We start from the raw sequence: 16,797 nt of genomic DNA on the forward strand, positions 1-16,797 counted from the left end.
GTTATGGCAATGACAGTACGCCTTGACGTAGTGAGCGCTGAAAAGAGTTTGTACTCTGGTGACGTGACTGCGATCCAAGTGACAGGTAGTGAAGGTGAGCTGGGTATTCACCCGGGTCACGCACCACTACTGACTGGCCTAAAACCTGGTATGGTACGTTTAGTAACAGAAGATAAAACTGAAGAGTTTATCTATGTTGCAGGTGGTACGCTGGAAGTTCAACCTAAGACCGTAACTGTCCTTGCTGACGTTGCGATCCGTGCGGAAGAAATTGACGAGCAAGCTGCTGAAGAAGCTAAACGTGAAGCGGAAGCGCAATTGGCTTCAGGCACTGCAGGCGAGCTGGATTACCAGCAAGCTGCCATGCAGCTTGAAGAAGCCCTTGCTCAGCTACGTCTTCTACGCCAGCTGCGCAAATAAGCAGCCACCTATCTGGTTTAAAAAACCCACGCACTGCGTGGGTTTTTTTATGCCTGGTCAATCGACCTGCTTCTATATCCACCTTTCATTTCAGCCAGTGGCACCCTGTCGTACACTGTGCGCCTAGTGCTTATTTGGCACTGATAATCTGCAGCTCACATAAGCTGAATGGTAGAAAATGCTTCAATGTGCTGTTTCGTGTACTCGTTCAGTTGTTGCCAGAGCGACAGACTGGCTCACTGTGTTATTTTTAACTCTATGTTTATTATGCTAATGATTGCTTGGTCACACGTCGTTGCATGAGGTAACAACACTTCACTTCTCAAATCTCATCCAGGTTCTCTAGACTCACGCAAACACGTAAGAAGAAATGTGAATTATGGGGATCAACAATGATGAAAAATTTAACGCACCGGGTCGGGCTGATTCTATTGCTACTGGCATCTCACCATGCCCTGGCTGAGCGGATAGTGACGACTGCCAGGGTTATCGAGAATCACCGAGGGATAACCAGTGAATTAGTGGCTGAGGTCGTCGACTCTGACGCAACGGTCCTTTCAAGTTACACCAGCGCACATGTCGTGAAGATTAAAAAGGCCGGTGAGCGCGTCAATGCGGGTGACACAATCGCTCAGCTAGACACCCAGTTTCTGGTCTTATCCGAGCAAAAGAAGCGCTATGAGATCCGCCAGACTGAGGTTCAGGTCGGGTATTTAAGTGTGGAACTTAAGCGGCTGGAAACCTTATCGCAAACACAAAGTGTCAACCGCTCTGAGCTGGACCAAATAACCTATGAGCTGGCGACGGCAAAAACCAAGTTATCCGAGCTGGAAATCAGCTTAACCGAAATCCAACGACATATCGCACTGAGTACAATCCGGGCGACGGGCAGTGGGTTTGTCGCCGAGACTTTTGTCCGCAGGGGGGAATATGTTCAGCAAGGTGATGCAATCGCCAGAGTGAATAGTTTTGATGACATTGAACTGTCCAGCCAGTTGCCTATCGAGCTGTTGGATCATATAGATGAACATGCTGAGCTGATCATCGAGAGCGAGCTACAAAGACCTAAACGTATAGGGATTGCAAAACTGGCCAGGGTTGTGCCTGAGGTAAGTGTTGGTACGGGTGCCGTTACCTTATTTGTTGAGCCTGAGCAGGCATTGAAAAAGCACTTAGTGCTGGGTTCCAACCTGACTATCACACTTAAAATTAGCATTCCAGATAGCCTGGTGATCCCAGGAGACGCACTGATCCCCAGAGGCGAAGATAGTTTCGTTTATAAATTGAAGGCCGATAGCTCGGTGGAGAAGGCCGCTGTGAAAGTGCTGGCAGGGGTGAATGGCAACTATGTCGTGACCGGGGCGCTGTCTGCTGGCGAAGTGGTGGTTACGCGTGGCGGATTGGGTCTCAAGCCCGGAGATGTTGTTAAAGTGGATGAAAGGGTGGCTCAGTTATGAATCACGCAATATTGAAAAGCCCTCACTATGTGGTGAGCTTTTTCCTCGTCATTATTATTCTGGGTATCACGGCCATACCCAAGTTACCGGTTCAGTTGCTTCCTGATATTGGTGAGGATCGGATAGTGGTGGGGAACTTCTGGCCTGGTGCCTCTCCTATGGAAATGGAGCGGCAAATTGTCGAGCCTGTTGAAGAGCTACTCAGTAAGGTCCCGGGTGTGTTGCGGTATGAAACGGATACTGGAACAGGTTTTGCCTGGGTTAATATGACCTTCCAGCCAGGTACGGATATGCAGGAGGCATACATCGAAGTCATCGATAAGATGAATCAATTCAATACACGCCCAAATACCGCACTTGAGCCGATCATTCAGAACAAGTCCAAAGACAATAAAGGCAGTATTGCGGGCTTGGTGCTGTTTCCCAATGGCGCTGGTGTCACAGCAGATAGAAGCTTATACACAGACGTATTTGAAAAGTTTGTCAGGCCGCGGATCCTGGCAATCCCAGGGATCAGTAATCTGTCACCTTTGGCGTCAACCGAGCAACGCATTGATATTATTTTTGATCCTGAAAAGTTGGCGAAGTATGCGCTGACAATAGACCAGATGCTTAACTTGCTGCGTAACTCGCTGGATCAAAGTGTGGGCATTGTTGAGCAGGGTACACGTAATTTTGCGGTGCGATTTGAAGGGCGGCGAGACATTGCTGAGCTAAATGGGCTGGTCATCGCCAAAAATGAACAAAAGGTCGTGACCCTGGGGGATGTGGCGTACATTGAGAACGCGTTCGTCACAGATTCTTCCCCTGTGTATTGGAAGCGTCAGCAGGCTTTTTATGTCAGTGTCAACGCTGCCAATGGTTCGAATGCCCTGGCGTCACTGGCACAGCTGAAGCAGGTGATCACGGAATTGAATACAACGGTACTGCCAGAGTTAGGTGTGCAGGTCGAACTGACCAAAGATGATTCAAAAACCATTAAGAGTGCCGTGGCGATGGTGCAAAATAACCTGATCCTCGGGGTTATTCTGTCGACTTTAATCCTGTTCTTATTTGTCCGAAAATTACCCGTGATAGCCATGATCTTTGTCAGTCTGCCGATTTCGATATTGGCGACATTTTTGGCTATGCAAATGCTAGGACGAACCTTCAACGTCATTTCTCTGGCGGGTATTGCGCTGTCCACCGGGATGATCCTGGATGCCGCCATTGTGGTGGTTGAAACGGCGGTTCGGTACCGTGAACAAGGTGAAAAAACACTCGATGCAGTGCGAAAAACCATGTCAGAAGTATCGGGTGCGCTGGTGAACTCTGTTGTATCGAGCATCATAGTGTTTGCGCCGATCCTGTTAATGCAAAGTGCAGAAGGCAAACTATTCCATGATCTGGCGATTACCATTTCGTCTGCGTTGGGTGCCTCTTTGTTTGTTGCGCTACTCTTGCTGCCTTTGTTGCTGCGTTATTTATTGCCCATCATTCAAGTACAAAATACAACCGGTGGATTTGTCGAACGTGTTTCGGCTTATCTGGCCAATATGGTGGTCAGCACACGCAGCCGGGTGGTCATGTTAGTTGTGTTAGTGTTGCTTCCTCTGATTGGCTTGATCTTATTGGCGCCAAAATTAAACATTCTGCCACAGGTTGAAGGCACACGGGTCAACGTGTCTGTAAGTGTGAATCAGAGTATGAATAATGAGGCTCTGACGCGAGAGTTATTGATGCCTGTTAACCGGCTAATCGAGGCAAGTCAGGAGCATAATGACGGACCGCAGGTTGAGAAGTTCCTGTCTTTTGTTTCAGGCAGTTCATCGATTCAGTTGGTACTTTATCCCACCGATCCCGCACGTGCCGAGGAACTGAAAACATGGGCTACCGAGACGCTACAGAGCGAATTTGTACATGCTAATGTGTATGCGAGTTTTAACTCGTTACTTGGATTTGGTTTGTCGACCAATCGACGGGTGACCATCGATTTTACCGGGACCTCATTGGATGATTTACAAATCATTGGCCGTGAGATTTACGAGCACCTTAACACCCATATGGGATATGCTAACCCCTGGAGCAACACCCCTTTATACAATGATGATCCACAGATTATCTTCACACCCAAAGACAATCAGCTGCTGGAGCTTGGTGAGTCTCAATATAACCTGTCACAAAAGCTTCGGGCATTAACTGATGGGGTGTATATTGGTGAATACTCCAACGGCACAAAGAACTTACCTATCTATATCAAGGGAGAAGACTGGCGGGCCATTAACCATGTGATGGATACACCGCTTTACTTTCCATTAGAAAATGAGGTCACTCTGCTACGCACTCTGGTTGATTATGAGCTGGATGTAGGTCCGAGCTCATTGTATCGGCTGAACGGGTTCCGCACGTTGTCTATCAATGTGACTCCGCCGCCGAGTATGCCTTTGTCGTCATTTATTGAGGACTTAAAGGTGCAAGTGACGCCGATCATTGACGCGCATATGCCAGAATCCGTATCAGTGTCGTATCGCGGCAGCGCAAGTAAACTGAATGCCCTTATTTCAGATATGCTGCAACAGTTTAGCTTTGCCATGCTGATACTGTTTCTGCTGGTATCCGGCTGGTTTAAATCATTCAGAAACGGGTTGGCAATTATGTTGTCGCTGCCCATCGCACTGATTGGTGGCATGCTGGCACTGAATGTGGTCAATCTGGTGAGCTACCAACCGCTGGATGTGATCTCCATGATGGGATTCATTATTCTCATTGGTCTGGTGATTAACAATGCGATTTTATTTGTCGGGCATTTTAACGAACTAGATAGCAACCGCTTTTCTGTCAGTGAAAAAATCCAGTCCGCGATCAAGTCGCGAGCAAGACCCATTTACATGAGTACTTTGACCAGTATTTTTGGCATGTTGCCATTGGCTTTGATACCTGGTGTGGGGTCGGAAATTTATCGAGGTCTGGCGATTGTGATTGTGGGGGGCATGACTTTTAGCGCCCTGTTCTCGCTATCCGTGATGGCCGCCTTGCTCAGCTTGCCAATTTTTACCCGGAATGAATCTGAATATGAGGCTACCCGGCCTGTCGAAACCACTTAATTCTTCATACGTTGTTGTTGAACCCGTCAAGGCCACCTGATCCAGGTGGCCTTTTTTGTGTATGTCAAAGCGGTTGAAAAATGCATGCACTCAGACGTAATGCGCAAGGGAGTGTTGCTGATTAATTGAGCAATATTAAAAAGCAGCGGAAAAATCTGGGTGATCAGATAGGGATTTTCAGAGCCTCGGTCGAATTTCTGAGTAGTGATTAAAAAAAAGCCTGTGACTATTCGCTATCAAGTGAGAAAAAACTTGCCATGTTCTTTAAAAAATCATTCAACGCGACATAACTTTTCTATCCATGGTTATGATTTTTAATGTTTTATTTTTTGTTCCTGAGGTGTGCAAAGCGAAATAATGCGTAGTCATGAATGGTGGCGTGGTAAATGAAACAATTGGGCTTAAAGTAGATTCCATCAACTCGGGGCACAACGATAAACATCGAAAGCGCACCTTAAAAATTATAAAACTTAAATAATAAGGACACTAAAATGCTATCTACTTTAAAAACACTCACACTGGCTACTTTACTTACCCTTACAGCTGTTTCAGTAAACGCATCTGAACAAAACACCAACAATGTACAACAGACGTCTGTATCTGAAAGTGTTGATGTCTTCCCTGCATGTGCGAGCTTTCCACATTGTTGGCCAACGCACACAGGTGAATAATAAATAATCAACAAGAAAAAACATTGTATCAGATCAAAAAACAGCAAATCAGGGGCTAATTATGAAAACAACAATTAAATCAACAGTATTAATGGCATCAACAATTGCAGCAGCATTACTGGCCATGAGCCATACAGCAAGCGCAGCAGAGTCACACGATGGACAGGTCTATGCACAACTCAGCGATATTGTTATTGTCCCTGGTTGTGCAAGCTTTCCGCACTGCTGGCCAGAAGTAGAAACCAGCGGCGACTGATAGTTAGGTAGTTCAAAACAATTTATAAGACAGAAATAATAAACAATAAACAGAAATAACAAAGGATATAGCATGTTCTCTACAAACACCTTAGCAGCGATTAAAGCCCTTTTGTTTACCGTCACTTTGTCTATCGCCGGGACGCAGGCTCAGGCCTCGGAAGCCCCCAATTCAGGCAGCGCTGATGCTATACCTATTGAATTTCTGATTACCCCGAGCTGTGAGAGTTTCCCACACTGCTGGCCATGGAAAGACCCTAAATAGTTTTTATCACAGTGGGTAAAAAGCGCCCTGTACGGTAACCTGAGAGCGCGAAATACCGATTGTCGATACACCTGTTTTTTCTAGTGCGATGTCTTCAGCAGCATGACTCCGTGACGCTGAAGACATTTTTCTTTCTAAAAGTACACATTGTATAAATCTGAGCTCGGTGCCGCCCTTTGCAGAAGTAAGAGTTTCTCTTCGCTTGGGTGAATCTGGAATTTTGCATAGAATGCATGCTTCAGTAACAAGGTACGTTCAGACTCTCCCGTGTTCAGATCCGTACGGACCAGATCGAATTTATACCCGTCAGACACAGAGTAATAGACGTATTGATCGGTCAGGTGCCAGGATGTATTTGACGCTGGTTTGATATTGGCTATCAAGGTGCCTTGTTGCGGGCTGGCAAGAGGGGCTTTGAGCAGCTGGCCATCAGCTTGATGGTAAAATAGATATTGACCCGCGGTGCCTTCGCGTGCACTCAATACATCGGGTACTATCTGCTCAGATTTACCATCATCAACGTTATGGCGCACCAGCCAGAATCGGTTCCCTTCTTTTCGTGAGAAGTAAATTGAACGACCATCATTACTCCAGCTGGGGTTTTGAATGTTTTCCAGTTGCGTTGTGAGATAGCGGATCTGTTTGCTATTGATATCCAGGACAAACAGTTGGTGATCCAGAATGCCCAGTACAGAGCGACTTGCATGATGGTAATCCAGATTACTGATACCGTGATGTTCAGTAAATTCGGTTAACAATTCCATCTCGCCCGTTGTTGAGTAAGTTACGATCTGCGGTATGTTGTCAAATTCATATCGAAAGACAATTTTGTCAGAATCGGCCAGGTAATCCGGGTGACCTTCTTTGCCAGAAAGAGAAAATTCAAACAGATTGTAGATATTCTCCTCTAAAAATGGGTTCTTGATCTCCGCAATATCCCGCACGTTCTTATCTTCTTTACCTACCAGTAAACAGTTATCGCCGCATGTACTATAAATTGAAGATAAACCAAAGGCGGTTTGAACATGGGGAGTCAGTTCATTTGTTCGGGTATCAAAGAAATGGATCTCATTACTATTGGCCAGAAAAATGCCTGAGCTGCCTTCATCCCACACAATATTAGATGGAATAAAATCTAATACCGTATTGCTTTGCACTTTTCCGGAAGCGAGTTCTAAGATAATTAAATGGGTGCGCTGATAGTTTGAATATCTCAGCACGCCCAGGTGCAGCCCATCTGGAGACAGGGCGGAAAAGTAATCGCCATGCGGGTTAAAATCAGGATAAGTGACCTGTGTTAAGCGCTTGCTGTCGATATCAATTTTGAAAATGGTGTTGGGGTAGTCCGGTTCTTTTTTCAAAGAAAAATACAGCGCCTTGTCATCTGGCGCCCAGGATAAATTGGGCTGTAAAGTATCATAACGATAAATGACTTCCTCATTAGACACATCCATGGTGTCGTTGAGTGTCAGTATGACTAATTCGGCCTGACTGCCTTTTTGTCTTTGCAGTGCGATTTGCTTACCCGTTTTGGAGAACTTGGCAGAATAATAGTTTGCGTCTCCCGGGCTGAGTCTTTTAGTTACATTGGTAGAAAGCGATTTGATATATAAACCAAAAAAACCCGACACATCTTTGCGGTGAGAATAGATCACCATGTCGGTTCCCTTGTGATAATCCGCCCATCCTTCCTCACCAGACATGCTTGTGACCGTTTTTACCTGTTTTACAGCCACTTGGTTCGGCAATGCATAATAGGCATAACCTGCGACACAAGATAAAGCAATTATAAGTATAAAATACAGTGGCTTAAGCTTTGCTTTTGATTTCTTATGTATATATTCATAGTCTGAGGCCTGAGAAAGTTCGGTGGTGTGATCAGGTCCGTTACCTTGTGTGACTGCTTCAATACTGACCTCAGCAATGAGTAAGTAACCTTTACTGGGCACTGTTTTGATATAGGTGGGTGATTTGACGTCATCGCCGAGCGCATCCCTGAGCTTTTTAACCACTCTGCGGATGGCATTATCAGACACTACGCGGCCGTCCCAGACATGATCTAGCAGCTCTTTTTGGCTAACATAGTCACCCCTGCGTTTGACCAGGTAGCACAGGAGCTCCATTGTCAAAGGTTCTAGCTTGATTACATGGTTTTCCTGCTCTTCAGCAATCTCCGTGTTGTAAAGACGGGTCTTCTTAAAGTCGATCTGAAATTGACCTACAGTTACCTGATTGTCTTCGAGCCATATTTCCCTGTTAACAGTGTTACCGTTCATGATCGTATTGGGTTTTTGTTATTGTGTTTTTTTGTTACCAGCCAATGTAACACAATATAATGGGAAGTGTTTTGTCTTTCTGAGCTGATTATCCAATTATCTTCACCAGTTTAGTTTTGTTCACCGTGTGTCGTGCACAAGGAACAGGAACCGGAATTGGAATTTGAAGATGAGCACAAAGAGAAAATACAGCAAAGTAAAAAAGGCACTATTACTTAGTGGCTTATCAACCATGGTAGTCGCTAGCTGCACAAGCTACTGGTTGTGGGCACGACTAAACTCTGCACTGCCTTTATTAAATGGTGAGGTGACGATCCCTCATGTTGAACATGAAGTGGTGATCGACAGAGACCGCAATGGTTTGCCTTCTATTGTTGCCCACACCAGAACAGATGCGGCTCGGGCCATGGGCTTTCTTCATGCTCAGGAACGCTTCTTCCAGATGGATTTTCTGCGTCGCAAAGCGGCCGGTGAGCTGAGCGCCTTGTTTGGTGAGTCTTTTATCAATGCGGATAAGGAAGCCAGGCTTCATCAGTTTAAGCACAGTGCACGTCAGGCTTATACCAATCTCGACAAACAGCATAAGGCGTTACTCGACGCGTACGTCGAAGGGGTAAATAGCGGGCTGGATAAGCTAAAGAGCGCGCCATTTGAATATGCTGTGCTCCAGGCGACGCCTGCAAACTGGCAGCCTGAAGACTCGTTCCTGGTTTCGTTTGCCATGTTTATGGAAATGCAGGGACGCGATTACCACAATGCACTTTATCTAAACAAACTGCAGCAAACGCTACCTCAGGCTCTGGTCGACTTTTTGGTGCCATTAGGCACAACCTGGGATCAACCGCTCGACGCACAACATATAGCGACAGCACCGATGCCGGATGCGGATGTTTACTCTCTGGCCGAATCTGAAGAGAGTGGGCAGCAAACCCTGGCGCTGACTGAACATCAAAAATCACTTTATGCTTTGACACTGAAAGACACACCGTCCGTGGCTGGTAGTAATAACTGGGCTGTGTCTGGTGACAATACACTGTCTGGTAAAGCCCTCGTTGCCAATGATATGCACTTGAACTTAACAGTGCCGAACATCTGGTATCGGGTTGAGTATGCCTGGCAAGAGGCCGCTAAAAAGCATCAGCTGTCGGGCATTTCTTTACCAGGTTTACCGCTCATGATAGCGGGCAGTAACCAGCACATTGCCTGGGGCTTTACCAACTCTATGGGTGACTGGTCTGATTTACTGCGGATCCCTGCTGAGCAGAGTCAGGCGCTGGTAACGCCCGTAACGCAAACCATTGATGTAAAAGATGCAACGCCGATTGAGTTTGTCATTGACATGACGCCATATGGCCCGGTTGTTGAACGGGAGGAGAATGGTGATCTGCTGGTGTTACGCTGGGTGGCCCACTCTCCGACAGCCGTCAATCTGGGACTCATTGATGTTGAGCAGGCGACGAGTGTCGATGCTTCCCTTCCTTTATTCAATGATGCACATATGACACACCTCAATGTGGTTGTGGGTGACGCGCAGGGCAATATCGGCTGGACCATGTTAGGGGCTTTGCCTGAACGAGCACATTCAGTGTGGGCACCGGTTGCCTATGATAACGATAAGTACGCCTGGTCCGGATTTTTGGACTCAGCACAGTACCCTAAGCGTATGAATCCGGAATCAGGGTTTCTGTTTACGGCCAATGCCCGGGTTGTATCCGGGGATGAACTCGATTTGATTGGCCGTGAGAACTATGCACTGGGTGCCAGGGCAAATCAGATCCACAATGGTTTGCGGGTCATGCATGAGCCGAGTGAAGCGCAGATGCTACGCACTCAGTTAGATAGTCGCGCTATTTTTCTTCAGCGCTGGCAGTACTTATTGCTGTCTATCCTCAATGAGGAGTTCCTGGCTGAACACCCTGAGCTGGCCGAATACCGTGAAATCGTCAATAACTGGAATGGCAAAGCGACTAAAGAATCAACGGGCTACCTGTTAGTCAGAGCATTCAGAACGCAAGTTGCCCGGCGGGTGTTTGGTGGCATCTTGAATGATGTGCATGAGCGAAACCCAGACTCTACCGTCTTTGACTACTTCAGTTTGACCAGTCAGTGGGAAGGCCCACTTTGGAAACTGGTGAATGAGCAGCCTGCACACTTACTGAATACCCGTTACGACTCCTGGCAGGGGCTGTATGCCGATGCATTGTCATTCCTGAACAATCACTTTAATAACACCCATGGCACCATCGCCAATGCTAAGTGGGGCGACTACAACAAAGTGGCCATTTCTCATCCTGTAGCAGGGGCACTGCCGTTCATCGGTAAGTTCTTCAACATCCCTGAATATGGCGCGGATGGTGACATCAATATGCCTCTGGTACAGGAGCAGAACTTTGGTGCATCTATGCGCATGGGTGTGACACCTGGCGAAGAACAGAGTGGATTTTTCCACATGCCCGTAGGTCAGGCATCTAATCCGATGTCGCCCTACTGGCTGGCCGGGCACAAAGATTGGCAAGAGGGCGTGTTCTCGTCATTCCTGCCACAGGAAACCGAGTACTCGCTCAAGCTAATCCCTGCTGAGCATAAGGAATAAGCCATGAACAACAATAATAAACTCACAGAGGATAAGGGTATGATGCTGACATCTGCACAACTCGATATTTATCTGGACCAAAAGCGATATCCAAGCTCTCCAAACTACAACATCGGTGGGGTGATCAGAATCACAGAGGCGATTTGTGAATCATCATTCCGGCAGGCGATGGCGCAGCTGGTGGCAGAAAACGATGTCTTTCATCTTTACTTCAGCGAAGTAGCGGGCGAGCCCAAGCAGTGTCGTGCAGAGGTGGCGTGTAAATTTGAATTTCTCGATTTCAGTACCCTCACTCAGGCGACGGAGCAGGCGAAACGCTTTGTCAATCAGCAGTTACTGACGCCATTTGATTTATCAGAGCCCGGTTTATATCGTGCATTTTTGCTGAAGCTGGCGGATGAAGAATATTGGTATGTGCCAGTCGCACATCACCTGATCACTGACGGCTTTGGCTACAGTAACTGGTTCGACACCTTATTCAGGTATTACCTGGCCATTGCACAGGGCAATGGAGAGGCATTATCGATCCCGCTTACCCAGTATGACCAGGTTATTGAGTACATGAATGAACAACTCGATACCAGTGAACAAACCACGCAATACTGGCAGCAAAAGTTCAGTCGCCAGCTTCCTGACAGAATGTTTGTGCCCAAGCAGCTGAATAACCCGCACAAGCATGACAGCTTTTTGAGTCAGCATGCGATTGCACAGTCTGATTATGCCGGGCTTTGTGCGCTGGCAAAGAGCATGGGCGTGCGTGTGCACCACCTGTTTATGTCTGCAATTGCCTGCTATCTGAACCTGCAGTATCAGACCTCCGACATTGTAATGGCATTGCCATTTCACAACCGCGATAAGGTGACGGCGCGAGCCATCGGTGGCATTGTGTCTGTGCTGCCAATGCGCTTTGACATCGATCAGCAGTGGAGCATGGTTGATTTGGCCGCCGAGATCCGCACACAGATGCGGGATGTGTCCAAATTTAAGAAATATCCGGTTGGGAAGATCGTTGAGCATGCGCGTCAGCTTAAGCCTGATCTTGAACGCCTGTTTGATGTGCAGTTCAACTACCAGAAGTTGGATTATAAGTATGCGGATGGACGCATCAATGCGGAGTCTGAGTTTATTCCACCAGGAACTGAGACCACGCCACTGCTGTTTAACTTGTGTGAGTATGGTGATCATCAGGACGTCATTTTACAGGTTGAGGCTAACCGTGCTTTCTTTGATGAATCAGATGTTGCTCGCTTGTTCGAGCGTCTGTTCATCATCATGGACGGCATGCGTCATAACCCGCAACAGCGGATCGCCGACTTTAACTTCTTTAATGAACAAGATTACCGGGTATATCAAACGCTCAACAGCAGCACCGAGTCGAACGACGTAACGAGTATTGTACAGCGTTTCAATCAACAGGTAGCACAGCACCCTGACCATGTCGCATTGGCAGTTGGTGAGTCAACACTGACCTATCGAGCGCTAAGTAACAGAGCTGCCCAGGTCGTTGAGGTGTTCCAGTCTCACGGTATCAAGCGTGGTGACAGACTAGGACTGTGTCTGGATCGTAATGAAGATATGGTTGCCACATTACTGGCGTGCCTGTCTTTGGGTGTGACTTATGTCCCCCTTGATCCGGCTTACCCGCTGGAGCGTCTGACCTTTATGTTTACGGACAGTCAGGCAGTGATGCTGGTGACGGACTCCCGGCTTGCCACGCAAGTGCCAATAGACGCACAGCGCACCTTGCTCATTGATAAGCTACTCTCAGGCGCGGGCGCCCCTGCTGAGCGGGCGTTAGCCGTGCAGGCAGAGCGTGAGACGCTGGAGGCGTATATTTTGTATACCTCCGGGTCGACCGGGCGTCCCAAAGGCACCTTGATCGCCCAGCACAGCCTGGACAATTTGATCTGTGGCACTGCCCGACGTTTGGGATTGGACCAATCTTGTCACTGTCTTGCCACGACGACGATTGGATTTGATATTTCGACGCTGGAAATCTATGGCCCTCTGGCTGTGGGCGGCAAAATAACCCTGGTCAGCCATCAGATAGGGAAAGATGCCCTTAAGCTGGCGCCATACGCCGACGCGCGTGATTACACCCTATTCCAGTGCACCCCCACAATGTGGCAAGCACTGGTAGAAGCGGGCTGGCAGGGCAATCAGAGCGCAACCTTAGTGACGGTCGGAGAGCCACTCTATCCTGCGCTGGCGGATCAGATGCTGAGCCGCTCTCAGCGAGTCATAAATGCTTACGGGCCGACTGAAGCGACCGTGTATTCGCTGGTTGATGAAGTACGTCGTGATGTGGATGGCACACCCAGCTGTCGTCTGGCTCGCTCGTTGCCAAACTATCGCCATTTTGTCGTGGATAGTCGAGATCAACTTGCCCCTGTTGGCGTCAGTGGCGAGCTCTGTATCGCAGGCGACGGGCTGGCACTGGAGTATATCGGCAGACCCGATGTCACCGAGGCGCAATTTGTACATCTGCCAGCGGTGGTGAGCGAACGCCTGTATCGGACGGGCGATTTGGTGACCCTTAATGGTGCGGGAGAAATCGAATACCTGGGACGCATAGACCATCAGGTCAAGATCCGTGGTTACCGGATTGAACTGGGCGAAATAGAAGAGAAACTGGCACAACTGAATGGCGTTAAACTGGCTGTGGTGACCACGGTGGGTGAGCGAGGCAGTGATGTGAAGCTGGCTGCGTATGTCATCATGGAACCCGGTATCGGTTTCGACGTTGAGGCTGCCCGCACTGAGCTGGCGACGGAATTACCGAACTTTATGTTGCCGCACTTTTACACGGAAATGGATGCATTTCCACTGACTTCCAGCGGTAAAGTGGACCGTAAGGCATTGCCAGAACCCAGTCATCGCGAAGTGGAGTTTGTCGCCGCGGAAACGGACACTGAAGCACAGCTGTGCACCATCTGGCAGGCGTTATTTGAGCGTGACGCGCTCAGTGTCACTCACAACTTCTTTGAACTCGGCGGCCACTCGCTGCTGGCAATGAAGATGTTTGGCCAGATACGCCAGAGCATGCAGGTCGATTTGCCACTGGCCAGTATTTTTGAGCAGCCGACCATTCGTCAGCTGGCAGACAAAATTGAGGTGATGCGTACGCAGCAGTCACAGCACCGTAGCGTACGACCACTGGTTAAGTCGGGCCTTGAAAGTGGCCATCCGCTTTCGCGTTCTCAGCTGTCTATGTGGCTGATTGATAAGCTCAGCTACGGTACTGCGCAATATAATATGCCTGGCGTGTTCTCTATCACAGGTGCTTTGCAGGTCTCTGCGCTACAAACCGCGCTGGCGCAATTGGTCAAACGCCATGAGGTTTTACGCACGGTTCTGATTGATGATGCGGTAACGGCCAAACAGTACGTGCTGGAGGACTACAGCTTTGATGTGCCGGTCATTGATGTATCGGGCAAGCAAGATGTCATGTCCTGTGTTGAGCATTTTGTGGAAGCCGAAGCCAACATGCCATTTCAGCTCGATGTGGGCCTGAAAATACGTGCCAAGATCATTAAAACTGCGCCGGAACACCATTTCCTGTTGCTGACCTTGCACCATATCGCGGCAGATGGCTGGTCAATTAACATTCTGACTGAAGAGCTGGAAGCACTGTATCGTGGGGTGTTGAGAAACGAAGCCGCTGAGCTGCCGACACTGGATATTCAGTACAAGGACTATGCGCACTGGCAGCACCAGAATATTCAGGATGGATTACTGGATGGGCAGCTGGATCACTGGTTGTCATTCCTTGCGGAGCACCCTCAGGTACACAGTCTGCCCCTGGACTTTCCGCGTCCCGTCCAGCCCTCATTTGAAGGTCGCAGCTATAAACTGAATATTGACAGCCAGTTACGCTCACAATTGCAGACTTTCTGTCAGCGCAAAGATATGACGCCCTTTATGGTCTTGCAACTGGTGTATGCCTTGTTGGTTGCGGAGCAAAGCGGCGAAACAGACATCCTGATAGGCACACCCGTAGCGGGCAGAAACCACCCCGATATTGAGGGGCTGATAGGGTGTTTCACCAACTCCCTGGTACTGCGCAATCAGATTGATCTGAATCGTCCACTGGATGCGTTGCTGACAGACTCCAAGCAGGCCGTGATGTCCGCATTTGACAACCAGGATGTGCCATTTGAGCTGCTGGTAGAGCGCCTGAACCCGGAGCGGAATTCAAGCTACAACCCGATCTTTCAACTTTGGTTTGTATATCACAGTCAACAGTTTAACCCATTGAAGCTCGACAGTTTGCAGGTTGATTTAGTGGAGCCCCACAGTCCGAGTGTGAAGTTTGATTTATCTTTGTCGGTCTATGAGCAGGACACTAGCCTGACCTTGGATTGGGAGTATCGTCCGGAGCTGTTCAAGGCCGATACGATTGCTCAGTACGCAGTGCGCTTTAAAGGCATTTTACAATGGCTGCTGAACGAATCTGACACTGCTCATCCGCCGATGCGTAACGCCAAACCAGACATCGATTTGCCCGCAGTGGAGCAGGGCGTGTTTGCCGCGCGAGTCGCAGCCAATGGTGCTGCTTTCCCACAGGCAACCGTCGTGGTTGATGAGGGACAGGTACTCGCGCAGCAGGCGATATTCGCCAAAGTCAGACGAATGAGAGCGTATCTGAATACGCAAGGGGTCAAGCCCGGACAGGCAGTCGGTGTGTGTCTGGATCACGGCTTAGCACTGCTCGTCACACAAATGGCCTGCCTGTTCAGTGGTATTACTTTTGTGGGACTGGACCCGGACAGTGATATGCAAACAACGGATGAGGTGATCGCGCGCTTCAATCTTGATTTTGCGATTACACAGCGTCATTTGGGCTCCTTTTTGGCGGATACCTCAGTACGGGTATTAGACACCAATGAGGCACTGGCTTTTAAAGCGCCAGCAGGCGTCTGTGAGCCTGAAACCCGATTACATACGCAACCCGTTTGTATCCTTAACCCGGCATCGGATAACGAAGTGGTGCTGACCCAGCAAGACTTACTGCTGCTGTCCGACAAGCTGGCCGCAGAACTTGGGCCGCAACAGGGCTGGGTGAACAAATTTATCTGGAACGCGTCGGTATCGTTCGATTGCTCTTTGATGGGGCTGTGTTTGATGAGCCTTGGGTTTGAGCTACACGTCGTCGATACGAAAACGCGTTATTCAATTACACAACTGAATGAATACCTGACGTCACAGCGAGTCAATCTCATTGAGCTCACGCCAGGGTATTTAAATCTTATGCACAGTCAAACCGGACTGACGTTTAGTCACAGGACAGATCTCCTCATCAATGGCACTGAGGTAAACGCGCGTTTGACTGAAATTTTAGCCCAATATCAAGCGACATCCGACGCAAAGGTGATAGCAGTAAACACACTGTTTGAGGAATTCCGCTTGGTCAAACTCAACCAGACATCGACTAAGGCACAGCAAGCCACCAGCGTGGGCCTGACCCAAACATGGGGTGCCCAGTTGCGTGGTCGCATTATGGAGGTGTTACACGACATCTATGCGGCTGTGCTGAAAAAAGACCAAGTCAATGTTGATACTGGTTTTTATGAATTAGGGGGTAATCCATTACAGGTAAAGGGTTTATGTTCATCTTGTGAGCAACATTTTAAAACGGGACTGAGTGTGTCAGCACTCGCCAGTGGTCCCTCTGTCAGCCAGCTGGCAGAACTGATTTCAACCATTTTTATAAATCAAAGTGTAGCCGGTACAACCATCACAGCTACTACTTCAGCGCAAACATTAAGGAAATAACA

At 48.4% G+C, this 16,797-nt stretch carries 8 protein-coding genes; 7 read left to right on the top strand and 1 reads right to left on the bottom strand.

From position 1 onward, the window contains the following. Positions 1 to 3: 3 nt before the first annotated feature. From PRUB_RS17305 to PRUB_RS17325, 5 genes are all read left to right on the top strand, one after another. Positions 4 to 420, top strand: coding sequence for a F0F1 ATP synthase subunit epsilon (locus PRUB_RS17305; protein WP_010384877.1), 417 nt, complete (start codon positions 4 to 6; stop codon positions 418 to 420). Between the two features lie 392 nt (positions 421 to 812). Further along, on the top strand, positions 813 to 1,877 hold the full coding sequence (locus PRUB_RS17310; RefSeq protein WP_021032745.1) for an efflux RND transporter periplasmic adaptor subunit: 1,065 nt from the start codon (positions 813 to 815) through the stop codon (positions 1,875 to 1,877). Further along, positions 1,874 to 4,960, top strand: a complete 3,087-nt coding sequence (locus PRUB_RS17315; protein ID WP_010384880.1) for an efflux RND transporter permease subunit — start codon at positions 1,874 to 1,876, stop codon at positions 4,958 to 4,960. The genes PRUB_RS17310 and PRUB_RS17315 overlap by 4 nt, the downstream gene beginning before the upstream one ends. Positions 4,961 to 5,692: 732 nt before the next feature. Beyond that, positions 5,693 to 5,887 carry a hypothetical protein gene (locus PRUB_RS17320; RefSeq protein ID WP_010384881.1) on the top strand — a complete coding sequence of 65 codons (195 nt, stop codon included), beginning with the start codon at positions 5,693 to 5,695 and terminating at the stop codon, positions 5,885 to 5,887. A 72-nt stretch (positions 5,888 to 5,959) separates the two neighbouring features. Beyond that, a complete protein-coding gene (locus PRUB_RS17325) occupies positions 5,960 to 6,151 on the top strand; it encodes a hypothetical protein (protein ID WP_010384882.1) in 192 nt (63 codons plus the stop codon). 134 nt (positions 6,152 to 6,285) lie between these two features. On the opposite strand, the gene PRUB_RS17330 is transcribed toward PRUB_RS17325, so the two are convergent. Beyond that, positions 6,286 to 8,427: a winged helix-turn-helix domain-containing protein gene (locus PRUB_RS17330; protein WP_010384883.1), complete on the bottom strand. Its 2,142-nt coding sequence runs from the start codon at positions 8,425 to 8,427 to the stop codon at positions 6,286 to 6,288. A 169-nt stretch (positions 8,428 to 8,596) separates the two neighbouring features. Here PRUB_RS17330 and PRUB_RS17335 point away from each other — a divergent pair, with 169 nt between their 5' ends. Both PRUB_RS17335 and PRUB_RS17340 read left to right on the top strand, forming a co-directional pair. Then, entirely contained in the window at positions 8,597 to 11,020 is a 2,424-nt protein-coding gene (locus PRUB_RS17335; RefSeq protein WP_010384884.1) for a penicillin acylase family protein, read from the top strand. 3 nt (positions 11,021 to 11,023) lie between these two features. Then, entirely contained in the window at positions 11,024 to 16,795 is a 5,772-nt protein-coding gene (locus PRUB_RS17340) for a non-ribosomal peptide synthetase (protein WP_010384886.1), read from the top strand. Positions 16,796 to 16,797: the final 2 nt, after the last annotated feature.

Origin of the sequence: Pseudoalteromonas rubra, from assembly GCF_000238295.3 — a bacterium.
GTDB classification, from domain to species: domain Bacteria; phylum Pseudomonadota; class Gammaproteobacteria; order Enterobacterales; family Alteromonadaceae; genus Pseudoalteromonas; species Pseudoalteromonas rubra.

Bases quoted from the DNA above. Each gene is read 5' to 3' on its own strand.
- PRUB_RS17305 (WP_010384877.1), top strand. From the start codon at position 4: ATGGCAATGACAGTACGCCTTGACGTAGTGAGCGCTGAAAAGAGTTTG.
- PRUB_RS17310 (WP_021032745.1), top strand. From the start codon at position 813: ATGATGAAAAATTTAACGCACCGGGTCGGGCTGATTCTATTGCTACTG.
- PRUB_RS17315 (WP_010384880.1), top strand. From the start codon at position 1,874: ATGAATCACGCAATATTGAAAAGCCCTCACTATGTGGTGAGCTTTTTC.
- PRUB_RS17320 (WP_010384881.1), top strand. From the start codon at position 5,693: ATGAAAACAACAATTAAATCAACAGTATTAATGGCATCAACAATTGCA.
- PRUB_RS17325 (WP_010384882.1), top strand. From the start codon at position 5,960: ATGTTCTCTACAAACACCTTAGCAGCGATTAAAGCCCTTTTGTTTACC.
- PRUB_RS17330 (WP_010384883.1), bottom strand. From the start codon at position 8,427: ATGAACGGTAACACTGTTAACAGGGAAATATGGCTCGAAGACAATCAG.
- PRUB_RS17335 (WP_010384884.1), top strand. From the start codon at position 8,597: ATGAGCACAAAGAGAAAATACAGCAAAGTAAAAAAGGCACTATTACTT.
- PRUB_RS17340 (WP_010384886.1), top strand. From the start codon at position 11,024: ATGAACAACAATAATAAACTCACAGAGGATAAGGGTATGATGCTGACA.